The following is a 23,583-nucleotide window of genomic DNA, read 5'->3' as shown; positions in this document are numbered from 1 at the left end:
TTTCCTTTCCTATCATTTCATTAGAAGAATCATCTTCTTACCTTAATTTCTTTTTCAGTAACCAATCCGTATCTACCTTTTGCCCAACCATAAAACGATGTTGACTAAATTTTTCAAAACCATATCGATTATAAAATGCTTGAGCTTTTGTATTATGCTCCCAAACACCTAACCAAGCCCAGGAAAAACCATTTTTTTCGGCATGTTCCAGAGCGAATTCAAATAGTTGCTTACCAAGTCCAAATCCTTGGAATTTTTGTAGCACGTAGAGGCGTTGAATTTCAAAAGCGTTCTCTAATTCTCTCTCAGTTTGAGCATTTCCCCAGTTGACTTTGAGAAAGCCAGCTATCTCCTCTTCATGCATAATGAAATAGGTTTCGGATTCAGGATTTTCCAACTCAGTTGACAAAACTCTCAGATTATAAGCCTCTTCAAAGTATTCCTGTAACTGCTCTTCCGTATTATCATGCGCAAATGTTTCACGAAAGGTTTGTTTGGCAATTTTTGCTAACACCTCAACATCTGCTATTTCTACTTTTCTAATCATTATTTAAACTGTTCTGAGAAGCGGACATCGCCTTGGTAGAATCCACGGATATCGTTGATTCCGTAACGAAGCATAGCTACACGCTCTTGACCAAGACCAAAGGCAAAGCCAGAGTAAACAGTCGCATCGATACCACTCATCTCAAGGACACGTGGGTGAACCATACCGGCACCCATAATCTCGATCCAACCAGTTTTCTTACATACGTTACAGCCGGCTCCTCCACACTTGAAGCATGAAACATCCACCTCAACAGATGGCTCAGTGAATGGGAAATAAGATGGGCGTAAACGAATTTGACGCTCTTCACCAAACATTTTTTGTACAATTAACTGGAGAGTTCCTTGAAGGTCAGCCATAGAGATGTTTTTCCCAACAACCAAACCTTCGATCTGGTGGAACTGGTGACTGTGGGTTGCATCATCCGTATCACGACGGAATACACGTCCTGGTGAGATCATCTTCAAAGGCCCTTTTGAAAAATCATGGGCATCCATAGCACGCGCCTGAACTGGAGACGTGTGAGTACGAAGCAAGATTTCTTCTGTGATATAGAAAGTGTCCTGCATATCACGAGCTGGGTGATCCTTTGGAAGGTTCATACGTTCAAAGTTATAGTAGTCTTGTTCTACTTCAAAACCATCCACTACTTGGTAACCCATCCCGATGAAGATGTCTTCAATTTCCTCACTAGTTTGTGTGAGGATGTGACGGTGACCAGTCGCAACTGGACGACCTGGAAGCGTAACATCAATGCTCTCACTTGCTAGTTGAGCTTCAACTTTCTTTTCTTCCAAGAGCTTAGCTGATTCTTCAAATGCAGCTGTCAAAATATCACGAGCTTCATTGACGTGTTTTCCGATAATTGGACGCATTTCTGCAGAAACGTCTTTCATCCCTTTCAGGATTTCAGTAAGGGAACCTTTTTTACCAAGGACAGAGACGCGCAATTCTTGCAACTCTTTTTCATTTTCAGCAGAAATCTGCTTCAAGCTAGCTAGCGTTTCTTCACGAAGCGCTTTTAATTGTTCTTCAATAGTTGACATAATTCCTCCATCAGTCTCTCGTAGATAAAAAGAAAACCACATGCCAAAAACTCCACACTCGGAGCGTTGACACGCGGTACCATCCGTTTTTATCTGACAAGTCAGACCTTTATTTCTGAATCCATAGGCAAGTGAATTCACCCAGCTTTCATATAGAGAGCTTTCAGTCACGGCTCTCCTCCCTGATATACTTCCCCTGAGATACTAGTCTTGCAGATTCCTATTTAATTATTATTCATTTTATCAAATTTCAAGCATTCTTGCAAGATATTTTGCGACTAATCAACATAGTCCCCACCTTCAAAACCGTAATACTCTTCCAAGCTGAGACCACTTGCAGCGATTTCCTTGGCTTCTTTTCCGACGTAGCGAAGGTGCCATTCTTCAGCCATATAGCCTGTTTCTTTTTCCTTACCTTTGAGATAGCGAACGACAAAACCATAGTCAGCAGCATGATCTAAAAGCCATTGGGCAGCTTTTTCTTCTGTCACTAAATCTCCATCTGTACCGATAAGGTCAAATGCTAGTCCAGTTTGGTGTTCACTATATCCAGGCCGAGCAGAATAGCGGTCAGCCTCTGCCTTTCCGTCTTTGTTGACATAGTCCTGATAAAGTTGAGTTTGAGTTTCATAACTTCTGAAACCACTATAGTGGTCGCTGATTGGGAAACCTGCTTCCTGCATAGCAGCAATAAGCTTCAATAACTCAGCCTTTGCTGTGGGATTTTCCCCTGGATTATAGTCTTTAGACAAGGGATAATGCTTATTAGCGATAACAATCTCATCGTACTTCCCTTGAACGCTATAGTAATCTCCCTTATTAACTACTTCTGCCTTTTTCTGGCTTGCTTCCTGAGATTTACTACCGACAGTCCCTTCTTGGACGGTTTTTTCTTCAGTTGAAGTCTGATTTTCTGAAGTTGCTGGCTTTTCTTGCGAACAAGCAGCCAATGTCAAGGCTAGCAATCCTGATAATACAAGGTATCTTTTTTTCATTGTTTATCCTTTCATTTCTATCATTTGGTCCAAAGTTTCAGATAAAGTTTCAACCAAACCTTCTAATTTGCTTCCCTTAACCTGATATTCTTCAGCGACCATTTCTTCCCAAGGAACCCACCAAACTGGACCACGACCATTAAGACCGTGTCCCTTCATATCACCCTCTCGTCTCGGAAAAATATGCCAGTGGGCATGTGCATCACCGTTTCCCAACAACTCTACATTCATCTTTTCAGCAGAAAAGGCCTTAGAGACAGCTTCTTGGACCAGACTCATTTCCTCTAAAAATCGTAGTTTGACAGGAGTATCCATATGGTGTAATTCTGTGACATGTTCTTTTGCTAGGAATAGAGTATAGCCTTCAAAATACTGGTGATCTCCAATGACAACATAGCCTGTTTCCAGTTCCTTCACAAAGTAAGGATTTTCCCCTGCCTTAATCCATTCAATTCGTTGACAAATTAGGCACATCCTAGTCCACCAACTCACTCTTAAGATAAGCGTCCACCATACGCTCAGTAGCAAGAACAGAATCGATATGAGTTCGCTCGTAAGAGTGACTAGACTCGATACCCGCTCCTAGAAGGGCGTGTTTGACTTCTGCTCCAGCTGACATAGCTGCAGAAGCATCTGAACCGTAAAATGGATAGATATCGAGTTTAAATGGAATGTCTTGTTCTTTTGCTAGAGCAACCAGATGTTGACGGAATTCATAGTGATAAGGTCCAGAAGCATCTTTGACACAGATTGACACTGTGTACTCATCCGTCTGCTGGTCATCTCCCATTGCTCCCATGTCTACTGCTAGGTACTCAACAACTTGACTAGGGATACTTGAGTTAGCACCATGTCCCACTTCTTCAAAGACCGAGAAGGCAAAATGCGTAGTGACAGGAAGTTCAATCCCTTCTTCCTTATAGACTTTAAGGAGATTTAGAAGGATAGCTGCACTGACCTTATCATCCAAATGACGCGATTTGATAAAGCCTGTCTCAGTTACGACAGTTCGTGGGTCAAAGCTGATAAAGTCACCAACCTCAATACCAAGTGCGCGTGTTTCTTTTTCATTGGTCACTTTTTCGTCCAAACGCACTTCCATATTGTCCTGCGTGCGTTCAGCAGTGCCAGCGTCCTTATATACATGACAAGAAGTCTGGTGGATCAAAATCGTTCCAGATACCGTTTTACCTGTACTGGCCACATGAACTGTACAGTTTTCGCCTTCAATCATATTCCAAGGGTAGCCACCAATACGGTCCATTTTAAGACGACCATCTGGTTTAACAGTGCGAACGATAGCTCCCAAGGTATCCACATGGGCAGTAACATAACGCTGTTGCTCATCATTTTTACCTTTGACAGTAACGTTGACACCACCTTTGGCAGTACGGATTGGTTGATAACCTAGTTTTTCAAGAGTCTCAACCAAATAATTCGTAATCTCACGTGTGAAACCAGTTGGTGATGCGATAGCAGTTAGTTCTTTGATATATTCTACAGTTTGATTCATTTCTTCACCTCTTCCTAATATTATATCACTTTTCCCATTTTAGTATGTGTAAAAAGGAAAAATGAATATACTTTGATTGCAAAAGCATTTTATGGTATAATGAAAAAAGTTCTTATGATGAAAGGAAAAAATATGAACAAATATTTCAAAACGACACTTCTCTTAGCCTTATCGTTGGCATTCTTGTTGGGATGTTCAAAACAATCATCAACAACTTCTAACTCCTCAAAAGCAGAGTCAACTGAGGTAAAAACGACTGAAGCTGAAACTACTGAAAAGAAATCCGAACTAAAAACTGTTACTTTTGTAAATGATTCTCAGCCCGGTATTCAGTCAACATTGACCTATACAGTTGATGGTGATAACGTTGTGAAACAAACCGCTCATAACGTCGCTGACCCTGAAGCCCTAAACAATACTGCAGATGATTTAAAAAATCTAATTGAAGAAACCTACAAAGGATACAAGGGACTCAAAGGTGTAACTCTATCAGTTGAGATCAAAGACGGTAAAGTCGTTCAAGATCTTGAAATCGACCTTTCAGTTGCAAGTCTAGATGAACTTAGAGAAGCTTTACCAGAAGAATACTCAGGCGTTGGAAAAAACGTGAGCTTTAAAGCCTCTAAGAAAATGTTAACAGAACATGGTTATAAAGAACAAACTAACTAAGAGTAATTGAAAAAACCTTGGCATACGCCAAGGTTTTTTTATTCCATCTCAAAAGCTTCACTCTTTTGCTTATTTGGAAGAACAAGAGAAAGTAAGATTCCAACAATAGCTGGCACCAACCATGGCAAGGAAGCCTTAGAAAATGGTAGAGCATTCACAATGTTGGCAAGGAAGGTCACTTCAAATGAACTTCCCAAGATACTAGCTACGGCAATAGCTGTAACAAGACCCATCGTCAATTGCATGCCTGGTTTTGAAAGTGGTACAAATTTGTTCACAATCACAATCATAACAATCACAATAGTAATTGGATACAAGATAACTAGGACAGGGATAGAATATTTGATGATTGCATCAAGACCGAGGTTGGCAATTGCAAAACCAATCAAGGTAAAGACAGTCGCATAAACCTTATAGCTGAGTTGTGGGAAACGTCCGTTAAAGAATTCAGCAGTTGAAACAATCAAACCTACAGTCGTTGTGAAGCAAGTTACTGTTACCATGGCTGCTAGGAATAATTGAGCTGTTGAACCAAAGATTTCTTGGGTCGCTTGTGACAAGATATAAACTCCTGGAGTTCCACCCTTCATCGCTTCTTCTGTCATCGGGAAGTGATTTCCAAGGAAACCTAGGCCAATGTATAGAGCACTAAAGCCAAGCGCTACGACAATTCCGACCACCCAAATGGTTGAGATGTACTCTTTTTTACTCGAAAATCCAAGTTGTTTCAAGGTTTCAACCGCGATTACACTAAAGGCAACAGATGCGAGAGCATCTAGAGTATTATATCCTTCAAGGAATCCTGCTCCAAATGCTGAAGCTTGATAAGCTGCTGTAGCTGCTTGTGGAGCATTTCCACCATATTTGAGGGCTCCAAGGATTACCAAGATGATAATCAAGAGGGCAAAAACTGGAGTCAAAACACGGCCGATACGATCCAAAATCTTTGAAGGATTAAGCGCGATTAAGTATGCTGCAACAAAGTAGATAAGGGTAAAGACAATCAAGCCTAGACCTTTGTCAGCATCTGCCAAGAGGGGACTAATCCCTACTGCATAAGAAGTTGTTGCAGTACGTGGAATGGCAAAGAATGGACCAATCGACAAGTACAAAACTGCTAGATAAATCGTTGCAAACCAAGGAGAAATCTTTGTAGAAATCTCATAGATATATCCCTTAGGATTTAAGGTCCCGATGATCAAGGTCAAGACGGCAAGTCCGACACCTGAAAGTACAAATCCTGCAATGGCAGGGAGAAAGTGTTCCCCAGATTGAGCACCTAGGGTAGGGGGGAAAATCAAATTACCCGCACCAAAAAATATTCCAAACAGGAGTAATCCTGTTAAAGCACCTTTTTTAGCCATAAACTCTCCTTATAAAAAATAAAATACTTTCTTAGTATAACATGATTAAAGGCTTGAAAAGGCTATTTCGGAATAATTTTAAAATGTTTTCAATTTTCTGATTTTTAGAGCAAATAAACTCCCTTTAAAACCTTTCTTATTTTCGGTCTTAAAGGGAGATTTTCTTATTCTAAGGCATCCATGCCACCTTGGACATTGATAACCTCATATCCTTGTTCTGCTAAAAATTGACAAGCGCGTGCTGAACGCATTCCTGATTTACAAATCACGTAGTAAAGATTATCCTTATCTAGTTGTTTATATGCATCAGCTAATTGGCTGAGAGGTAAATTACGAGCGCCTTCTAAATGAAGAGTCTCAAATTCCTCTACTTCTCTCACATCTAATATAGAAAACGACTCTTTCTGGTATAGTTGGTAAAAATCATTAAAAGTAATTTCTCTCATTTTTCTTCTCCGAGAATTTTTTGAATTCTTTCTTTCAAGTCAGGCAAAACATCTGCTTCAAACCAAGGATTCTTTTTCATCCAGATTTGGTTCCGAGGTGACGGGTGCACCAAAGGGAAATAATCAGGCAAATAATCCTTAAACCGATGCACACGGTCCGTTACCTTGCCACTGACTTTCTCATGCAGATAGTAAGCCTGCGCATACTGGCCAATCAAGAGTGTTAATTGAATATCTGGTAATTCTTTCAAAAGTTTAGGGTGCCACTTTTCTGCAAAACCTGGGCGTGGTGGTAAGTCACCAGATTTCCCATGTCCAGGAAAATAGAAATCCATGGGCATAACTGCAAAGTAACCTGAATTGTAAAAAGTATCCTCATCCACACCCAACCACTCTCGCAAGCGGTCACCACTTTTATCCTTCCAGTAAAGTCCAGCTTCTTGGGTTTTTAGCCCAGGTGCCTGCCCAATGATATTAATACGAGCTGTTTTGGGAGCTGCAAAGAGAGGTTCGATTCCTTGCTCAGTATAGTGTTGATTTTGTGGATCAGCCATGATGGCTTGTTTGATTCTTTCGATTTGAGACATCTGCTCTCCCTCCAAAAAGAAGTCTAAGCATAAAATCTCAGACTTCTATAGCATTATTTGATCAATTCATAGATAGCTTCAGCGTAGATGGCTGCTGCACGGAAGAGATCATCCAAGGCGATAAATTCATTGGCTTGGTGCATGGTATCGATAGAATCTGGGAACATAGCACCATAGGCTACACCACGTTCTAAGAGACGTCCGAAGGTTCCACCACCAATAACTTGTTCATGCCCTTGAAGACCTGTTTGTTTTTCATAAACATTTAACAAGGTTTGGACAAGCGGATCTTCCATTGGTACATAGTGAGGTGTGTGACCATGTTCAGAAAGACTAACTGAAGCAACTGGCAAGCTTTCAAGAACTGACTTGATTTGCTCTGGACTTGTTCCTTTTGGATAACGGAAGTTAAGGGCAATGGTATTGTCAGCACTTGTTTCATTAAAGCGGAAGACACCAGCATTCATAGAAAGAGCACCCATCTTTTCATCCACATGAGCCACTTTCAAGTTTTTGCCTTCATGGTCATTTAAAAGAATCTTACCAGCAATGTCAAGGAAGTCTTTTGCAGGTACTTCAAAGGCAAACTGGCTGAGGAAGAGAGCAAGGTAAGTTGCACCATTGACACCTGAAGCAGGCATAGCACCGTGGGCAGATTTACCGATAATCGTAACCTTGTACTTACCATTCTCTTCTTGAATGTCTCCTCTAAGCTTGTGCTCTGCAACAAAGGCATCTAGTTTCGCTTGCAAATCAGCCAAGTCCCCTGAAACAACTGCAGTTGCTGATTCTGGCACCATGTTTTCACGCAAACCACCTGTGAAGCTGTGAAGACGGGCTGCACCTTTGTTTTCACCAGCAAAGTGGAGGTATTCTGTGATATTTCCTTTTTCACCATTAATAATAGGGAATTCAGCATCTGGAGAGAAACCAAAGTCTGGCTTCGCAAGTCCTACATGCTCAAAGTAGTAGTCCATGTCTGCCCAACCTGATTCTTCATCAGTTCCGATGATAAAGCGAACTTTTTTAGAAGTTGGAAGGCCCAATTCTTTGATGATTTTCAAACCATAGTAACAAGCCGTTGTAGGACCCTTGTCATCTGAAGCACCACGCGCATAGAGACGATCATCCTTGATGGTTGGAGTATAAGGATCAGTGTCCCATCCGCTACCTGCTGGCACTACGTCCATGTGGGCAAAGATTCCGAGAACTTCTTCCCCTTCACCAAACTCAAAATGTCCTGCATAGTTGTCGACATTTTTTGTTGGGTAACCATCACGGTCTGCGATTTCAAGGAATTTCTCCAAAGCTTTTACCGGACCAGGTCCAAAAGGATGCTGCGCATCTGCCTTACTGTCATCACGTTCTGAGTTGATTTCCAAAAGGCTGAACAAGTCAGCCAAGAGGGCTTCTTTACGTTTTTCTACTTCTGCTGTAAAATCAATAACTGTCATTTTTACTTCCTATCTTTTTTCGATAATTTCATCTACTGGCAAGCGGTAGCTTGGTTCCAACTTCTCGTCTGTATATCCTACTGTGATCAAAAGCTCTGGACGGAAGCGTTCTTCAATTTCCAAGACTTCATTGGCTTTTGATTTGTCAAAACCAAGGATAATGTTTGAACCGATTCCTTGGTCAGTCAATGCAAGGACTAAGTTCATCGCAACCAATCCTGCATTAAGGGCTAGGTAGTCACTGATTTGTTGTTCATTGTAACGCGCAAACTCTGCTGGAAGATTTTTCATAAAGTACTGAAGTTGTTCTTCTGAGAAGTTCTTTGCTCCACCAACACGGGCAATCTTGCGAGCTCGTTTAGCTAGGTCAGTATCTGTAAACAAGGCAATGGTTACAGGGGCAGATGCTACTTGCTCAAAGTTTGAACCGTAAGCCAATTTTGCTAGTTCAGCATTTCTCTCGCGAACCACAACAAACTTCCAAGGCTGACTGTTGTGAGCACTCGGTGCCAAGGTTGCGATTTCGATTGCTGTTCGAACATCCTTGGGATCAACTGGTTTATCAATAAAATGCTTAGTCGCATGACGTTTTTTATTTAACTCAAGAAATTTCATAATTGATTTCCTTTTCTATTTCTACTGCTTCCATTTTACCACATTCTGAAAGAGCTTGCAGAGATTTTTCATTTGTGGCCTAAATTATCTTTTTCTTATCTGATTTTAAATTTTAGATTACAAACTCAAACTGAAAATTATAATATTTTTCTATCACTTCCATAAAAAATATATATCGGCTATTTGATTGATTGTCTGGTAAGCTAGGTATCATGAAGTAAAGGAGACACACATGAAAAAATTATTCTTATTATTAGCCATTAGTCCCTTGTTGGTCGCCTGTGGACAATCTAAACAGGATAGTACTTCAACTTCCACTGCTAGCCCTAAAACCATTGTCGTAGCTACTGCCGGAGACATCCCTCCTTTTGACTTTGAAAAAGATGGTAATTTAACTGGATATGATGTTGAAGTTTTAAAAGTGGTCGATGAAAAACTGGATCAATACAAGATTGAATTTCAAAAAACTGCTTGGGAGAGTATCTTCCCTGGAGTTGATGCTGGTCGTTACCAAGCTGCTGCCAACAACTTGAGCTACACCAAAGAGAGAGCCGACAAATACCTCTACTCACTCCCAATCGCAAAAAATCCTTTGGTTCTCGTGAGCAGAAAAGACAAGGCTCTTACCTCTCTTCAAGACATCGCTGGTAAAACTACTCGGGATGACACTGGAACTTCTACTGCCAAGGTTGTTACGGACTGGAATCAAAATCACTCCGACAATCCTGCCACCATCCAATACTCTGGTGAGGATGTCGCTAAACGCCTGACTGACCTCGCCAATGGTGAATTTGATTTCCTAATCTTTGATAAAATCTCTGTTCAAAAGATTATCCAAGACCGAGGATTAGACTTGAACGTAGTCGACTTGGAAAGCAATGATAATCCAAATAACTACATTATCTTCTCAAGCGATCAAAAAGAATTTAAAGAACAATTTGACAAGGTCCTTAAAGAACTCTACCAAGATGGAACCCTTGAAAAACTTAGCAAAACCTATCTCGGTGGTTCCTACCTACCAGATCAATCTCAATTACAATAAGATATACTAAAAACGATTGGCTCGTCCAATCGTTTATTTAGTATCTGTTAATTAAAGCAACTCTTACAAAAAATCAAAATAATTCTTCACATCCTCTACATATCCATGCTTTTCAATTAAACTAGCTAACAAATCTCTATTATGGCCTTGATAGTTGTCCTCACGTCGTAATTCTTCATACATTTCGATGAAAGGAAGATATTTGGTCTGGGCTAATTCTAGCTCTGCTTCATAGTCATAAACAACCTTACGAAATTGGATATTGACTAATTCACCATTTTCAACCTCAAGTAAGGCATACTGGGCACGGTGATTTTTCAGCCCTATCCAGTCAAAATAAGGCATACCAATCGAACCTGGATTTATGATTTGTTGACCTTGGCTACCATAACGAAGCAACTGCTTGTGAACATGACCATAGACGGCTACATCAGTAGTTTCATCAAGTAACTGGTCAAATTTTTCGGTATCATTTTCAACCAGCAAATCACCACCATAATTCTTCTCAGGCAAATTATGTGAAAGAGAAAAGCACAAGCTTTCTACTTCTTTCTTGGCTACCATAGGTAGCTTTCTCAACCAATCAATATGCTCGGGGTTTATGCGCTCCATCAGATACTGGGTCAATCGCATAAGCTGGATTTCTTGGGGATCCTCTAAACCATATTGCCCATCTAAAGCCTCTAACACACAATCATCCCAGTTGCCTCGAACAGATGCTGTAATGGGAAGGCCTTTCAAAAGAGCCACCAAGTCATTTGCTCCCGGCCCAGGAAGAAAAATATCTCCCAGAAGCCAATATTCAGTCGCTCCCAAATTTTTAGCGTCCTCAAGCACTCCAGCTAAGGCTGTCGTGTTGCCATGAATGTCTGATAAAATTGAAATCTTATGGTTCATTTTACACACTCTCTTTATTCGTATTTATTTATTCTAGCTATCCCTTACACCGTTATAGGTCTGCACCTTTCTTCATCTCACTTCTCCGTGCTAGGGGTTCTTTTAGTTCCTTAAATATTTCACATATTCTACTAATACGTAGATGAGGATTGTTAAACAAATGATAATCTCTAACCAAACGACAAGGTTAAGGACCGGAAACTGCAGAATGCCTTGGGACATTTTCAATGAAGTTGCTGTGATGATGGTTGGAAAGGTTAGGGCTGAGAAGGCTGGTTGGAAACCTTGTTTTAAAATCCTTGGCAAGCGACTAAGGACAAAGAAAAAGAAGGTCTGTGATGCAAGGATCATAACTAGTAAAATCCAACTAGGAAGACTGTATCCTCCTACTCTCACTAATGCTGCCAAAAGGAGAGAAAATGGAGCACAATAGATTCCTTCTTGTCCCAGCAAAGCGAGCGGTAATGGATTTTTCCTTAAATCTTGATAAATTAGAGGGTAAAGGATAAGAGTTAAGATAAAACCAAAAATCCAAGCTCCATAGGCAATCCCAACAATGCCCACCACTGGGTAGGTCAAGGTTGCTACTGCTATTCCTACATAAAGAACCGTCCAAGTTGGTGTTGCACTGGCCCTTTGTTTAACCAAGGCATAGTTCTTTGTAAAGTATAAGATGAGGTAAACATCTAGAAGAAAAGCAAACCACCAGAGAATCTGTGCAACAATGCTCATGTTCGGGGGTAAGATTCGTAATAAATACGTCGATAAAATCATCCCTGCCATGGGAAAGGTTGCCATTCCTGACAAAACAGGGGCTTTCTTTAATTCTTGCTTACTTTCATGCCAGTTATTGAGGTGGCTCACCAAAAAATAAAACCATAAAATCAAGCCTGACAAACTAAAGATGTGTGATAAAAGCGGAAAAATATCCAAGATGAGATTTCCTGCTCCAGCCAATCCCAATAAGCAACCTGAAAAGGCTAAGGGGAGTTTTTTCATACCAACCTCCGAAAATGACGTTACTATCAGTATAGCATAAATAAAGCTCAGCTAGACAAGGCTTCATAAATTTTTTTGGCTATAAAACGATTGTCCCCTTTTAAAATACTCACTAACAATAATGATTAAAATAAATTCATCAAAAAAGTACCTATCACTTGATAGGTACTTTTTTGACATTTCATTCTATAGCTTGGTTAGCCTTTAAAGGTAACGATTGTTGCACCACTTCCACCTGCATTTTGCGGCGCATAACCAAAGCTCTTAACCTGCTTGTTTCTTTGGAGATATTTGGTTACTCCTTCACGGATGACTCCTGTACCGATACCATGGATGATGTCCACTTGAGCCATGTTGTTGAGTAGGGCTTGATCGATAAAGGCATCCAAGGCTTCCATAGCTTCCTCATAACGTTTGCCACGAAGGTCTAGTCGAGCCTGTGGACCTTTACCACCTGCCCGTTTGACAACGTTGACTTGTTTTTTCTTGACTGGTGCTTCTTGCTGAGCCTGAACCAAGTCAAACTCTTTTTCTTCAAGCGTCATCTTAATCAAGCCAACTTGAGCTTCCCAACGACCATCCTTGAGTTGATTGGTCAAGGTACCTCGTTGACCATAGCTTAAAACGATGATATCATCCCCAACTTTTGGAGCTCGTTTTTTCTTAGCCTTTTGGAGGACCTTGTTTTTAGAAAGATCTACTTTTTCAGGTGCTAACTTCTTGAGTTTGGCCTTGGCTTCGATAATTTCATGTGGTTTTAGTTGAGATTTGCTGTGAAGATTTTTAAGAATATCATCACTTTCTGCCAGAGCTAAGTCAACAATCTCAGCAGCTTGCTCACGCGCCTTATTGAGTTCTGTTTCCTTCTCACGATTAAGCTCATTGTAAAGTTTTTTGAGGGCACGATTCATCTTGAGGTTTTCTTGCTCAACTTGGCGAATATTCTCAAGACGTTTACGGCTTTCAAGCGTCTGCTCTTCCAATTGCTCAATAATTCGATTGACATCATTGTCTTGATTGATCTGCTTGCTAGCGTCACCTACGATGACATCTGACAAGCCGAGACGTTTAGCAATCTCAAAGGCATTGCTTCGACCAGGTACGCCTTGCATAAAGCGATAGGTCGGGCGCAAGCTAGCTGTATCAAACTCCATGCTGGCATTTTGAACATAAGCCGTTTCAATCCCATAGGCCTTGAGTTCAGGATAGTGAGTGGTTGCCATAGTCTTGACCTGACGCAAACGCAAGTCTTCTAGGATAGACATGGCAAGGGCTGCACCTTCTTGGGGATCTGTTCCTGCTCCAAGCTCATCTAGCAACAAAAGCGAGTTTTGATTGACCTTACCAAGAATATCAACAATATTAGTCATGTGACTAGAGAAGGTTGAAAGACTTTGTTCGATGGATTGTTCGTCTCCAATATCCGCAAAGACTTCCTCAAAAATCCCCACACGACTTCCCTTATCCGCCAAAATCGGCAAACCTGACTGAGCCATCAATTGCGTCAAACCTAAGGTTTTAAGCATAATGGTCTTACCACCCGTATTGGGACCAGTGATAACGATGGCTGTTAGATCCTTACCAAAGTGTACATCATTAGCAACAGCATTTTGCACCAAGGGATGACGAACATGAAGGAGTTGAATCTCCTGTCCTTCAGAGACTTGTGGCACTACTGCTCCTGTCTCTTGGATAAAGCGAACCTTAGCCCGAATCAAGTCCAAATGCCCAATAATCCATGCATCATTAGCAATTTCAGCCGCATGAGGTCGCACTCGCTCAGAGAGTTCTTGCAGGATACGCATCATTTCATAGCGCTCGTCTGCACGAAGACTGGCGATTTCCTCACTCAGCTTGACTACTTCACGCGGTTCGATATAGACAGTGTTCCCGCTGGCAGAAATATCATGAACCACACCGGCAATCTTATTACGATAGGTGTTTTTGACAGGAAGAACCTGGCGACCATTTCTACTAGCGATGATGCCTTCAGTCAACATCTGAGCCTTTTGTTTGAGAAGGTCTTGCAAGACGTCACGAACTTGGCTCTCGCTATCATGGATTTTACGACGGATTCGTGCTAGTTCCTCACTAGCAAAATTCTCAATAAATCCAGCTTCATTGATGGCCTGGAGATTGCCCTGTAGATGTGGGAAATCATGAAGTTTCTCAAACCAATTTGCCAAGTGGTCCAAGCGTACATTTTCAAGATTATCATAGAAATTTTTCAGTTCACGGCTGGCAAATATGACACGTTTGAGAAGGAGAAATTCCTCTATGTTGAGATCAGCACCCATCTCCAAACGTTTACAGGTAGCCGCAATATCTTTTGTTGCCGAAATGCTAAAATGAGGATGCTCAACAAAGAGTTCTTGCATCTCCTTCATCTCTGCAAAGGCCTGTCTAATTTTATCAACTTTATCTGTTGGGACTAGCTCTTTTAACTGTTCTAGTCCTTGTTCCGTCAAAAGATGAGGTTCAAATAAAGCCTTAATCTTGTTAAATTCTAACGTTTCTAGTATTTTTGTATTCATCTTATTTCCTTAGTATAAAAGTTATGGCTTTTCTTATTTTCAATTCTTTAAATCAATCTCTTACTTTTCGAAATTGTAAACAAAAGGCTAGGAATAGTTCCCGCCCTTTTTAACCGATTATTTTAGTAACCCAAAGATGTTTAATAAAATTAGTTGTGAATGGAATGCTTTGGATGATATGTCTAGCTACAAAGCTATTTTCAAGTGAATTTTGAACAATTTGTAATGGCACAGTCGCGAGAATCGTTAGCATCATCTGGAGGACAAACAAGGTCACACCGATTGATAGCACACCCGCACCGATACGGTAGTATTTCCCATCAAGTATCTCACTTGGTACTAGGTTTAGAAAAAGACCAAACAAACGGCCAATGCAGTAAAAAATCGTAAAGGCTAAGAGGAAGCCGACACCTGCATAAAAAACTTTATCTAGTTGGAAAAGTTGATTGGGTGGGAAAAAGAAAGTTCCCTGTCCTTCCTGCGGATTAGCATAAGGGATTAATAAATTGAACTTCTGTCCTAAAGCTAGGTAATATTTGCTTGCAAAATAAGCTGAGACAATCGTTGCTACAAGATAATATGCTTGTAAAATAATTCCTCTGCGGTAGCCAATATAAAAGCTCCAAGCAAGGATTAATAAGAGTAGAATGGAAATCATAGGGAATCCTCAATCTTACTCTGCTCTTGTTTAGCCGCAACCACTTTATAACGGAGCGATTCTAACTCTTGCTCCTTATCATCAAATTCAATCTCACGGCTGAGCTGTGTTGACAAGCAGTTAACCGCTAAGAGAATAGCTACTGTCTCATCATCAGCTCCAGGCATTTGTTCTTTGATTGCTTCATACTTTTCCGTCGCAACTTTAGCAATCTCCTCCATGAAAAGATTGTCATGTTCAGTTGTCAGCGTTAATGTTTTTTTCCCAAATGTAAACTTGAATCGATTTAAATTTGCCATAAAATTCACCTCACGATATTATACCAAATTTCACTAAGTTTGTCAGTTTTTACCAATTCTAGCGCTTTTATGGTACAATAGAGACTATGGCAAGTATCACATTAACTCCGAGTGAAAAGGAAATTCAGACTTTTGTTCAAAAGCATGAACATGCACTCACTCCTAGTAAAAATCCTTATATTCGCTACTTTTTAAAACTTCCTCAAGCCAGTGTTTCCGTCTATACATCTGGGAAAGTCCTCTTGCAAGGAGAAGCTGCTGAAAGCTATGCTAGATTTTTTGGTTATCAAGTAGAACAAGTAGTTAGCGGGCAAAATTTCCCCTTGATTGGAACAGATGAGGTTGGAAATGGTTCCTACTTCGGTGGTCTGGCTGTAGTGGCGTCATTTGTAACTCCTGATCAGCATGACTTTTTACGAAAAGTCGGGGTTGGAGATTCTAAAACACTAACTGACCAAAAGATTCGTCAGCTTGCTTCCCTTCTTAAGGAGAAGATTCAGCATCAAGCACTCCTTCTTTCGCCAAGTAAGTATAACGAAGTCATCGGTGAGCGCTACAACGCCGTTTCTGTCAAGGTAGCTCTCCACAATCAAGCAATCTATCTCCTCCTTCAAAAGGAAGTTGAACCTGAAAAAATTGTTATCGATGCCTTTACAAGCTCACAAAATTATCAAAAGTATCTAAAAAACGAAGCAAATCACTTTTCTAATCCAGTCACGCTAGAGGAAAAAGCTGAGGGCAAATACTTGGCCGTCGCTGTCAGCTCCATCATTGCGCGTGATCTCTTCCTAGAAAATCTTGAAAACCTAGGACGAGAGCTGGGATACCAACTTCCGAGTGGGGCTGGTGCCGCTTCTGATAAGGTTGCCAGTCAAATCTTACAAGCATATGGAATGAAAGGGCTCAGCTTCTGCGCAAAACTGCATTTTAAAAACACTGAAAAAGCTAAGCAACTTCTAGAAAGGTAAAAGTATGAATTATTTTAAAATATTTTTAAAAGAGTGGGGAATTTTCTTCCTGATTATTGCCCTAGTAGGTCTCAGCCGTCTCTTTCTATGGAGCAATGTTCGTGTAGAAGGACATTCCATGGACCCTACTCTAGCTGACGGGGAAATTCTCTTTGTTGTTAAACACCTCCCAATCGATCGCTTTGATATAGTTGTCGCTCATGAGGATGAAGGGAATAAAGATATCGTGAAGCGAGTCATCGGATTGCCAGGTGATACCATCCGTTACGAAAATGATAAACTCTACATCAACAATCAAGAAACCGATGAACCCTATTTAGCAGAATACCTTAAGCGTTTCAAGGAAGATAAACTCCAAAGCACTTATACTGGAACTGGTTGGGATGGTAAAAAGGGAGATTACTTTAGAACTTTAGCTCAAAAGGCTCAGACCTTTACCCTAGATGTTAATTACAACACTAGCTTTACCTTCACTGTTCCAGAAGGAGAATACCTCCTCCTAGGTGATAACCGTCTGGTATCTAGCGACAGTCGACATGTTGGTACCTTTAAGGCAAAAGATATCACTGGTGAAGCCAAATTCCGTTTCTGGCCACTCAAACGTATCGGAACATTCTAATAACACTAAGAGGCCGAGAACACGAATCTCAGCCTCTTCTCATTCTATTCTGAATGATTTGATTTCATTTAGGAATGTAAAGGAATTATATGGAAGTCTATTTTACAGGTACGATTGAACGTATTATTTTTGAAAATGTCAGCAATTTTTACCGTATTCTACTCTTAGATATAGAGGATACCAATGCTGAGGACTTTGATGATTTCGAGATCATTGTTACAGGGACCATGGCTGATGTCATCGAGGGAGAAGAATACACTTTCTGGGGGCAGATTATCCAACACTCCAAATACGGAGAACAACTGCAGATTTCCCGTTACGAAAGAGCAAAACCAACTAGTAAGGGATTGGTCAAGTATTTTTCAAGTACTCATTTCAAAGGGATTGGTCTTAAAACTGCCCAAAAGATTGTGGAACTCTATGGAGAAAATACTATCGATGAAATCCTTGAACATCCTGAAAAACTTGAAACTATCTCAGGGCTGTCTTCTAAAAGTCGTGAGGCCTTCGTTTCTACGCTTCGCCTCAACTACGGGACAGAAATGGTTTTAGCCAAACTTGCCAACTACGGAATTCCCAATAAATTAGCTATTCAAATCCAGGATACCTATAAAGAGAAAACCATCGATATCGTTGAAAATTATCCCTACCAGTTGGTAGAAGATATCAAGGGATTGGGTTTTACCATCGCTGACCAATTGGCGCAAGAATTGGGCATTGAAAGCCAGGCACCTGAACGTTTCCGAGCAGGACTCATTCATAGCCTTTTAAACGCTTGTATGGAAAGCGGGGATACTTATGTTGAAGCTAGAGACTTATTAGAAAAGACTCTAAATCTACTGGAATCCTCACGTCCTGTAGAACTAGAACCAAGTCAACTTGCTCAAGAATTGTCCAATCTCATTGAAGAAGAAAAAGTCCAACAAGTTGACACCAAAATCTTTGACAACAGTCTCTTTTTCGCTGAGGAAGGGATTCACAATCACCTCATTCGTATCCTTGAAAAAGAAGAAACCGATAAACAAGAAACCGAAATCATCCAGGAGCAAATCGCAATTGTCGAGGAAGAATTAGGCATCCAATACGATGCCATTCAAAAACAGGCAATCTGTGATGCTATCCAAAACAAGGTCTTTATCCTGACTGGCGGACCTGGTACTGGGAAAACCACTGTTATCAATGGGATTATTGGTGTCTATGCTCTATTAGAAGGACTGGACCTTCGAAAGAAAAGTAATCTACCGATTCTCCTTGCTGCTCCAACTGGTCGTGCAGCACGTCGCATGAATGAGTTGACAGGCTTGCCTAGTGCAACGATTCACCGTCATTTAGGTATGACTGGAGACGATGATACCAGTCATTTGGAAGATTATCTAGATGCTGATTTTATCATCGTGGATGAGTTCTCAATGGTAGATACCTGGCTAGCCAATCAACTCTTCTCAAACATTTCCTCTACTAGTAAAATTCTCATCGTTGGAGATAGTGATCAGTTGCCTTCGGTTAGCCCAGGTCAAGTTCTGGCTGATTTGCTCCAGATTCCAAGTATTCCGCAAACACGCTTGGAAAGAATCTACCGCCAGAGCGAAGAATCAACCATTGTCACACTTGCGAGTCAGATTCGTCAGGGAATTTTACCTGCAGATTTCACTCAGAAAAAAGCAGACCGTTCCTACTTTGAAATCGCTAGTAACCAGATCCCAGCGACCATTGAAAAAATCCTAGATGCTGCCATCAGAAGTGGCATCCCTGCACGAGACATCCAAGTTCTAGCTCCTATGTATCGTGGAGCAGCAGGAATCGATGCCATCAATCAACTCATGCAAGAACTGCTCAATCCTCTTCAAAAGGGACAGATTAGTTTTGAAGCAAGTCAGTTTCAGTATCGTAGCGGAGATAAGGTCATTCATTTGGTAAACGATGCAGAAGTTAACGTTTTTAACGGAGACCTAGGCTACATCACAGACCTCATTCCTGGAAAATACACTGAATCAAAACAAGATGAAATGATGATTGATTTTGATGGGAACGAAGTCGTCTATCCACGCAACGAATGGTATAAAATTCGTCTTGCCTACGCCATGAGTATCCATAAATCTCAAGGAAGTGAATTCCCAGTTGTCTTTCTTCCCATCACCAGTGCTAGCAAGCGTATGCTGGAGCGTAACCTTATCTACACTGCTATTACTCGGGCTAGAAGCAAACTCATTCTACTCGGTGAACTTCAAGCCTTTGATTATGCAACTAAACATATTGGAACAGCTCGAAAAACCTATCTGATTGAACGTTTCAGCGACTTAACTGAAAGCTCTGAAGAAATAAATGAGCCAATTCTTGAAACAGAAAACCAGATTGATCCACATCAACCTTACATCCTGACTGAAGAAAATTGGACTAGTATCCCAGCCATGATTGGAATTAGCCAAGATGATCTTGATGAGTTTTTCGGAAAATAAAGCACAAAAAAACCACCGAATCTGGTGGTTTTTTATCTTTTCAGATTATTTTACTGTTGCAGTGCTTGTGATCAATTCAACAGCTTTCTTGATTGTGATATCATGTTTCAACATATCTGCTGAAAGCAAGCTTTGTACTTGTGCAACTTCCATGTTGTAATCTGCAGCCAATTGCTCGATTTCTTTTTGGATTTCTTCTTCAGTAGCGTCAAATCCTTCAGCTTTGGCAACTGCTTCGATAACAAGATTAGTCTTAGTACGTGACTCAGCTTCTGCTTCGTATTGTTTGTGAAGGTCTTCTTGAGTAGTTCCAGTGATTTGGAAGTACATGTCAGGGTTGATACCTTGACGTTGCAAGTTCCCAAGGAACTCATTTACTGAGCGGTGAACTTCTTCGTGGATCATTTCTTCTGGAAGTTCTACGATTTCAGCGTTTTCAACTGCTTTATCGATTGCTGCACCTTCAACGGCATCAGTGTAAGCTTCTTCTTTAGCAGCAGCCAATTCTTTGCGGTATTTTTCTTTCAATTCGTCAAGAGTTTCAACTTCTTCGTCGATATCTTTTGCAAGTTCATCGTCAAGAGCTGGAACTTCTTTAGCTTTAACTTCGTGGATAGTTGTTACGAATTTAGCTTCTTTACCTGCAAGGTCTTCTGCTTGGTAGTCTTCTGGGAATGTTACGATAACGTCAACAGTTTCACCAGCTGAATGTCCAACTAATTGGTCTTCGAAACCAGGGATGAATTGACCTGAACCAAGTCCAAGTGAGAAGTTTTCACCTTTTCCGCCGTCAAATTCAACACCGTCGATAGAACCAACAAAGTCGATAACAACAGTGTCGCCGTTTTCAGCAGCACCTTCTTTGATCACCAATTCAGCCAAGTTGTTGCGTTCACGTTCGATACGCTCTTCAACATCAGCGTCAGTTACTTCTTTATCTACATCAACTGATACTTCAAGGTTTTTGTATTCACCCAATTTAACTTCAGGTTTTGTAACAACTTCTGCAGTGATAACCCAGTCTTGACCTTTTTCCATTGATGTTACATCAATTTTTGGTTGAGCAACTACTTCAAGTCCTGCTTCTTTAACAGCTGCTTCATAAGCGTCTGGTAAAAGAGCGTTCATTGCATCTTGGTAAAGTGCTTCTTCACCAAATTTTTGGTCGAAGATAGGACGTGGAAGGTGACCTTTACGGAAACCTGGAACGTTAAGAGTTTTCTTTACTGAGTTAAATACACGGTCCAATTCTGGTTTGATTTGGTCTTGAGAGATAGTGAAAGTCAAGACACCACGGTTTGTTTCTTTGTTTTCAAATGATACAGACATTCTGTCATTTCTCCTTAAAATTTTTAATACAGTCCATTATACCACATAGTAGCGAACTTTTTCAAGTAATGGATGCGCTTTTCGTCCATGCTTCAGTTACATCCTATGTCTCTTAAAATTCATCAGAACCCACCAGATGATGTTGAAAAGCATAAACTGCTGCCTGGGTACGATCACTGACCTCAAGTTTGGCTAGGATATTGGAGACATGGGTTTTAACTGTCTTAAGGGAGATAAAGAGCTCATCTGCAATGCGCTGATTTTCATAGCCCTTGGCAATCAGTTGAAGGACATCGCGTTCTCGCGCAGTTAATTCTTCGTGAAGTTCCATATGATTGCGGTGGTATTCTACTTTCTTACTCACCTCTTGTTCGATAGCTAGCTCTCCAGCTGCCACCTTTTGAACAGCATGGAACAACTCATCGGCACTTGATGTCTTGAGCATATAACCCCTAGCTCCAGCATTTAAGACTGGCATGATTTTTTCATTGTCTAGATAAGAAGTCACAATCAAAATTTTAGCCTCCGGCCATTCTTTGAGAATAGCTAGAGTTGCGTCAATTCCGTTGACTTCAGGCATAACAATATCCATGACGATCACATCTGGACGAAGCTCCAAGGCCATGGAAATCCCTTCTGCGCCATTAGTTGCTTCTCCAACAACCTCTACATCATCTTGTAGTTCAAAATAACTTTTTAATCCAAGACGCACCATTTGGTGGTCATCTACTAATAATAGTTTCATTTTATTTCCTTTTGTTCGTCAATCAAGCAAGGGGATCCGAATATCCACTGCCAAACCCTGCTTGGGTGCTGTTAATAGTTGTATGCTCCCTGCCATATCTTCCACTCGTTCTTTGATATTGCGTAGTCCATAGCTTAGTTCATCAACATCATCTAACTGAAAACCGAGACCATTGTCTACTACCTTCAACTGCAATTCAGTTTCCGTTTGATAAAGATAAACATCTAGACAAGAAGCTTGGGCATGACGGAGAGTGTTACTAATCAATTCTTGGACGATACGAAAGACATGCTCCTCAATCTTTTTAGGCAATTCGTCTACCTGATATTTAAAACTGACTTTGAGTTCACTTTTTTCTTCCAATTCTTTGAGAAGCAACTGAATCCCCTCAACTAGACTCTTTTGTTCCAGTTCAATTGGCCGTAAATGCAAGAGTAGGATACGCAAATCTCTCTGGGCTGTCTCCAAAATAGCTGTCACACTCTGGAGTTGTGTCTGCATCTTCTCTTTGTCTAATCTGGAAGCTTGTTGACTGAGTCCTGATAAAATCATATGGGCAGCAAAAATTTCTTGGCTAACCGTATCATGCAAGTCACGCGCGATTCGCTTGCGCTCCTTTTCAATAATCACTTCTTCCTTGACCAAGGCTTGATTGTCCGCTTTTTGAATGGCTTCTGTCAATAAACCAAGCTTGCCTGATAGATTTCTAAAACTTGCGTCTAAATCAGCATCTCCAAGGCTTTTAATATCTTTACCTGCTAGCAGACGTTTAAGATTTGCTTGGATTCTTCTTCTTGAAATTTCATCAACCATTGTCCAAAACAAGACCAATAAAAAGGCTAGAGCAAGACTAAACATCAAAGCTAGAAATAGGACTTTTTCTGTCTTTTCTAAATCTTGGAAAAGAGAAGTCCATTCCAAATCTAAGACCTTAAAAATGCTTCGAAATAGAAAAGCAACAAAGAGAAATGAGGTGAGACCAATTAAAATATAGGGTTGCTTTTTCATCCTCTCACCACCTCAACATCTCCAACCATAGTTGTCAAAAGAATCTTAACACTCTTAGGACTCTTGAGATAATCTCTGGTTTCTTGATGAAATTGCTCATTACGCAAAGCACGTTTAGGCTGGTCAAAAAAGGTTAAATCTCCATACAAAGAATTAACACTAAGGCTGACTTCCACATCCACTGGTACGATAATTCTGGTTGTGCCGACCAGTTTTCTCAAGATGATGACATTATCATGATTGCTCAAAATCACGTGCTCTAGATGAATGGTATCCTTCCCCATAAGGCGAAAGAGATTGATATCATCAAAACGACAAGTCTGGTAACTTGAAAAATGGTGGAGATTCCCAAACCAGCGATTTTTCTCCCTCTTTACCGTCACTACTTCTTCAAAAAACAGATTGGTATCTTCTCTTTCCTGGTTCATCATAGGGTAAAGTAGGAACAGGCTGTATATCAAGGCCACAAAGATGGCTAAAATGACAAAGGGATTGAGCATGATGATAAAGAAAAATAGGATGCTCACTGCCACTAAAATAAAATTGTTCCCCTGTTTTCCAGTATAATATCGAATCAGCAGTAAAAACAAGAGCAATATCAGTAGAAAACGGGAAAAATGCTCTGATACCATCATAATCAGAGCTCCTGTCAATAAACAAGCTTCAATAAATAGAAAAATTTGAAATTTTCGCATGTAACCGACCTCTCTATTTAATTGTATCACAAATCCCAAAAGTCACATCAGTCTGAGGAATGATAAAGAGGTCGGGACTAAAATCCCGACCTCTTTCT

At 40.6% G+C, this 23,583-nt stretch carries 24 protein-coding genes; 5 read left to right on the top strand and 19 right to left on the bottom strand.

Annotated features, from left to right (window positions below; all coding sequences use genetic code 11):
• Positions 1-37 precede the first annotated feature (37 nt).
• The 5 genes from HMPREF9423_RS03805 to HMPREF9423_RS03785 all read right to left on the bottom strand — a co-directional run bounded on the left by HMPREF9423_RS03805 (position 38) and on the right by HMPREF9423_RS03785 (position 4,101).
• Positions 38-547, bottom strand: coding sequence for a GNAT family N-acetyltransferase (locus HMPREF9423_RS03805; RefSeq protein ID WP_006148006.1), 510 nt, complete (start codon positions 545-547; stop codon positions 38-40).
• Positions 547-1,593: a phenylalanine--tRNA ligase subunit alpha gene (gene pheS, locus HMPREF9423_RS03800; protein ID WP_025170153.1), complete on the bottom strand. Its 1,047-nt coding sequence runs from the start codon at positions 1,591-1,593 to the stop codon at positions 547-549. Before pheS ends, HMPREF9423_RS03805 begins: the two co-directional genes overlap by 1 nt.
• Before the next feature lie 278 nt (positions 1,594-1,871).
• A complete protein-coding gene (gene ldcB / locus HMPREF9423_RS03795; RefSeq protein WP_006148004.1) occupies positions 1,872-2,588 on the bottom strand; it encodes an LD-carboxypeptidase LdcB/DacB in 717 nt (238 codons plus the stop codon).
• A 3-nt stretch (positions 2,589-2,591) separates the two neighbouring features.
• Complete coding sequence (locus HMPREF9423_RS03790; protein WP_006148003.1) at positions 2,592-3,062, bottom strand: HIT family protein; 471 nt, start codon at positions 3,060-3,062, stop codon at positions 2,592-2,594.
• A 1-nt stretch (position 3,063) separates the two neighbouring features.
• On the bottom strand, positions 3,064-4,101 hold the full coding sequence (locus HMPREF9423_RS03785; RefSeq protein WP_006148002.1) for a M42 family metallopeptidase: 1,038 nt from the start codon (positions 4,099-4,101) through the stop codon (positions 3,064-3,066).
• 132 nt (positions 4,102-4,233) lie between these two features.
• Here HMPREF9423_RS03785 and HMPREF9423_RS03780 point away from each other — a divergent pair, with 132 nt between their 5' ends.
• Entirely contained in the window at positions 4,234-4,770 is a 537-nt protein-coding gene (locus HMPREF9423_RS03780) for a DUF1307 domain-containing protein (RefSeq protein ID WP_025170152.1), read from the top strand.
• Positions 4,771-4,808: 38 nt separating this feature from the next.
• Here the strand turns inward: HMPREF9423_RS03780 and brnQ are convergent, their stop codons facing one another.
• The 5 genes from brnQ to HMPREF9423_RS03755 form a co-directional block, all read right to left on the bottom strand.
• Positions 4,809-6,134, bottom strand: a complete 1,326-nt coding sequence (gene brnQ / locus HMPREF9423_RS03775) for a branched-chain amino acid transport system II carrier protein (RefSeq protein WP_006148000.1) — start codon at positions 6,132-6,134, stop codon at positions 4,809-4,811.
• 164 nt (positions 6,135-6,298) lie between these two features.
• Positions 6,299-6,580 (bottom strand): rhodanese-like domain-containing protein, encoded by a 282-nt coding sequence (locus HMPREF9423_RS03770; protein ID WP_006147999.1) that lies wholly within the window; start codon positions 6,578-6,580, stop codon positions 6,299-6,301.
• On the bottom strand, positions 6,577-7,167 hold the full coding sequence (locus tag HMPREF9423_RS03765) for a uracil-DNA glycosylase family protein (RefSeq protein ID WP_006155738.1): 591 nt from the start codon (positions 7,165-7,167) through the stop codon (positions 6,577-6,579). The genes HMPREF9423_RS03770 and HMPREF9423_RS03765 overlap by 4 nt, the downstream gene beginning before the upstream one ends.
• 53 nt (positions 7,168-7,220) lie before the next feature.
• Complete coding sequence (gene pepV / locus HMPREF9423_RS03760; RefSeq protein WP_006147997.1) at positions 7,221-8,621, bottom strand: dipeptidase PepV; 1,401 nt, start codon at positions 8,619-8,621, stop codon at positions 7,221-7,223.
• A gap of 9 nt (positions 8,622-8,630) precedes the next feature.
• On the bottom strand, positions 8,631-9,236 hold the full coding sequence (locus HMPREF9423_RS03755; RefSeq protein ID WP_006147996.1) for a nitroreductase family protein: 606 nt from the start codon (positions 9,234-9,236) through the stop codon (positions 8,631-8,633).
• Positions 9,237-9,468: 232 nt separating this feature from the next.
• On the opposite strand from HMPREF9423_RS03755, the gene HMPREF9423_RS03750 reads away from it, so the two are divergent.
• Positions 9,469-10,278 (top strand): amino acid ABC transporter substrate-binding protein, encoded by an 810-nt coding sequence (locus tag HMPREF9423_RS03750; RefSeq protein ID WP_006147995.1) that lies wholly within the window; start codon positions 9,469-9,471, stop codon positions 10,276-10,278.
• Between the two features lie 63 nt (positions 10,279-10,341).
• On the opposite strand, the gene HMPREF9423_RS03745 is transcribed toward HMPREF9423_RS03750, so the two are convergent.
• From HMPREF9423_RS03745 to zapA, 5 genes are all read right to left on the bottom strand, one after another.
• Entirely contained in the window at positions 10,342-11,175 is an 834-nt protein-coding gene (locus HMPREF9423_RS03745) for a metallophosphoesterase family protein (RefSeq protein WP_006147994.1), read from the bottom strand.
• Between the two features lie 102 nt (positions 11,176-11,277).
• Positions 11,278-12,174, bottom strand: coding sequence for a TDT family transporter (locus HMPREF9423_RS03740; protein WP_006147993.1), 897 nt, complete (start codon positions 12,172-12,174; stop codon positions 11,278-11,280).
• Positions 12,175-12,371: 197 nt separating this feature from the next.
• A complete protein-coding gene (locus tag HMPREF9423_RS03735; RefSeq protein WP_006147992.1) occupies positions 12,372-14,708 on the bottom strand; it encodes an endonuclease MutS2 in 2,337 nt (778 codons plus the stop codon).
• 109 nt (positions 14,709-14,817) lie between these two features.
• Complete coding sequence (locus HMPREF9423_RS03730) at positions 14,818-15,366, bottom strand: CvpA family protein (protein ID WP_006147991.1); 549 nt, start codon at positions 15,364-15,366, stop codon at positions 14,818-14,820.
• Positions 15,363-15,665, bottom strand: coding sequence for a cell division protein ZapA (gene zapA, locus HMPREF9423_RS03725; RefSeq protein ID WP_004252047.1), 303 nt, complete (start codon positions 15,663-15,665; stop codon positions 15,363-15,365). Before zapA ends, HMPREF9423_RS03730 begins: the two co-directional genes overlap by 4 nt.
• Positions 15,666-15,751: 86 nt before the next feature.
• On the opposite strand from zapA, the gene rnhC reads away from it, so the two are divergent.
• From rnhC to recD2, 3 genes are all read left to right on the top strand, one after another.
• Positions 15,752-16,633 (top strand): ribonuclease HIII, encoded by an 882-nt coding sequence (gene rnhC / locus HMPREF9423_RS03720; RefSeq protein WP_006147990.1) that lies wholly within the window; start codon positions 15,752-15,754, stop codon positions 16,631-16,633.
• A 4-nt stretch (positions 16,634-16,637) separates the two neighbouring features.
• The gene (gene lepB / locus HMPREF9423_RS03715) at positions 16,638-17,252 is read left to right on the top strand and encodes a signal peptidase I (protein WP_006147989.1); all 615 of its coding nucleotides are present in this window, start codon (positions 16,638-16,640) and stop codon (positions 17,250-17,252) included.
• A gap of 89 nt (positions 17,253-17,341) precedes the next feature.
• On the top strand, positions 17,342-19,708 hold the full coding sequence (gene recD2 / locus HMPREF9423_RS03710) for an SF1B family DNA helicase RecD2 (protein WP_006147988.1): 2,367 nt from the start codon (positions 17,342-17,344) through the stop codon (positions 19,706-19,708).
• A 45-nt stretch (positions 19,709-19,753) separates the two neighbouring features.
• Here the strand turns inward: recD2 and tig are convergent, their stop codons facing one another.
• From tig to liaF, 4 genes are all read right to left on the bottom strand, one after another.
• Complete coding sequence (gene tig, locus HMPREF9423_RS03705; protein ID WP_006147987.1) at positions 19,754-21,037, bottom strand: trigger factor; 1,284 nt, start codon at positions 21,035-21,037, stop codon at positions 19,754-19,756.
• Positions 21,038-21,149: 112 nt separating this feature from the next.
• Entirely contained in the window at positions 21,150-21,782 is a 633-nt protein-coding gene (locus HMPREF9423_RS03700; RefSeq protein ID WP_006147986.1) for a response regulator, read from the bottom strand.
• An 18-nt stretch (positions 21,783-21,800) separates the two neighbouring features.
• Positions 21,801-22,790 (bottom strand): envelope stress sensor histidine kinase LiaS, encoded by a 990-nt coding sequence (locus tag HMPREF9423_RS03695; protein WP_006147985.1) that lies wholly within the window; start codon positions 22,788-22,790, stop codon positions 21,801-21,803.
• Complete coding sequence (gene liaF / locus HMPREF9423_RS03690) at positions 22,787-23,485, bottom strand: cell wall-active antibiotics response protein LiaF (RefSeq protein ID WP_006147984.1); 699 nt, start codon at positions 23,483-23,485, stop codon at positions 22,787-22,789. The genes HMPREF9423_RS03695 and liaF overlap by 4 nt, the downstream gene beginning before the upstream one ends.
• Positions 23,486-23,583 lie beyond the last annotated feature (98 nt).

The organism is Streptococcus infantis ATCC 700779, from assembly GCF_000187465.1.
Taxonomy (GTDB): Bacteria; Bacillota; Bacilli; order Lactobacillales; family Streptococcaceae; genus Streptococcus; species Streptococcus infantis.
Note: the sequence above shows the minus strand (reverse complement) of the source record. Positions and strands in the feature narration are given on the sequence as shown.

Excerpts from the sequence above, each read along its gene's own strand:
- HMPREF9423_RS03805 (WP_006148006.1), bottom strand. The coding sequence starts at position 547 with ATGATTAGAAAAGTAGAAATAGCAGATGTTGAGGTGTTAGCAAAAATT.
- pheS (WP_025170153.1), bottom strand. The coding sequence starts at position 1,593 with ATGTCAACTATTGAAGAACAATTAAAAGCGCTTCGTGAAGAAACGCTA.
- ldcB (WP_006148004.1), bottom strand. The coding sequence starts at position 2,588 with ATGAAAAAAAGATACCTTGTATTATCAGGATTGCTAGCCTTGACATTG.
- HMPREF9423_RS03790 (WP_006148003.1), bottom strand. The coding sequence starts at position 3,062 with ATGTGCCTAATTTGTCAACGAATTGAATGGATTAAGGCAGGGGAAAAT.
- HMPREF9423_RS03785 (WP_006148002.1), bottom strand. The coding sequence starts at position 4,101 with ATGAATCAAACTGTAGAATATATCAAAGAACTAACTGCTATCGCATCA.
- HMPREF9423_RS03780 (WP_025170152.1), top strand. The coding sequence starts at position 4,234 with ATGAACAAATATTTCAAAACGACACTTCTCTTAGCCTTATCGTTGGCA.
- brnQ (WP_006148000.1), bottom strand. The coding sequence starts at position 6,134 with ATGGCTAAAAAAGGTGCTTTAACAGGATTACTCCTGTTTGGAATATTT.
- HMPREF9423_RS03770 (WP_006147999.1), bottom strand. The coding sequence starts at position 6,580 with ATGAGAGAAATTACTTTTAATGATTTTTACCAACTATACCAGAAAGAG.
- HMPREF9423_RS03765 (WP_006155738.1), bottom strand. The coding sequence starts at position 7,167 with ATGTCTCAAATCGAAAGAATCAAACAAGCCATCATGGCTGATCCACAA.
- pepV (WP_006147997.1), bottom strand. The coding sequence starts at position 8,621 with ATGACAGTTATTGATTTTACAGCAGAAGTAGAAAAACGTAAAGAAGCC.
- HMPREF9423_RS03755 (WP_006147996.1), bottom strand. The coding sequence starts at position 9,236 with ATGAAATTTCTTGAGTTAAATAAAAAACGTCATGCGACTAAGCATTTT.
- HMPREF9423_RS03750 (WP_006147995.1), top strand. The coding sequence starts at position 9,469 with ATGAAAAAATTATTCTTATTATTAGCCATTAGTCCCTTGTTGGTCGCC.
- HMPREF9423_RS03745 (WP_006147994.1), bottom strand. The coding sequence starts at position 11,175 with ATGAACCATAAGATTTCAATTTTATCAGACATTCATGGCAACACGACA.
- HMPREF9423_RS03740 (WP_006147993.1), bottom strand. The coding sequence starts at position 12,174 with ATGAAAAAACTCCCCTTAGCCTTTTCAGGTTGCTTATTGGGATTGGCT.
- HMPREF9423_RS03735 (WP_006147992.1), bottom strand. The coding sequence starts at position 14,708 with ATGAATACAAAAATACTAGAAACGTTAGAATTTAACAAGATTAAGGCT.
- HMPREF9423_RS03730 (WP_006147991.1), bottom strand. The coding sequence starts at position 15,366 with ATGATTTCCATTCTACTCTTATTAATCCTTGCTTGGAGCTTTTATATT.
- zapA (WP_004252047.1), bottom strand. The coding sequence starts at position 15,665 with ATGGCAAATTTAAATCGATTCAAGTTTACATTTGGGAAAAAAACATTA.
- rnhC (WP_006147990.1), top strand. The coding sequence starts at position 15,752 with ATGGCAAGTATCACATTAACTCCGAGTGAAAAGGAAATTCAGACTTTT.
- lepB (WP_006147989.1), top strand. The coding sequence starts at position 16,638 with ATGAATTATTTTAAAATATTTTTAAAAGAGTGGGGAATTTTCTTCCTG.
- recD2 (WP_006147988.1), top strand. The coding sequence starts at position 17,342 with ATGGAAGTCTATTTTACAGGTACGATTGAACGTATTATTTTTGAAAAT.
- tig (WP_006147987.1), bottom strand. The coding sequence starts at position 21,037 with ATGTCTGTATCATTTGAAAACAAAGAAACAAACCGTGGTGTCTTGACT.
- HMPREF9423_RS03700 (WP_006147986.1), bottom strand. The coding sequence starts at position 21,782 with ATGAAACTATTATTAGTAGATGACCACCAAATGGTGCGTCTTGGATTA.
- HMPREF9423_RS03695 (WP_006147985.1), bottom strand. The coding sequence starts at position 22,790 with ATGAAAAAGCAACCCTATATTTTAATTGGTCTCACCTCATTTCTCTTT.
- liaF (WP_006147984.1), bottom strand. The coding sequence starts at position 23,485 with ATGCGAAAATTTCAAATTTTTCTATTTATTGAAGCTTGTTTATTGACA.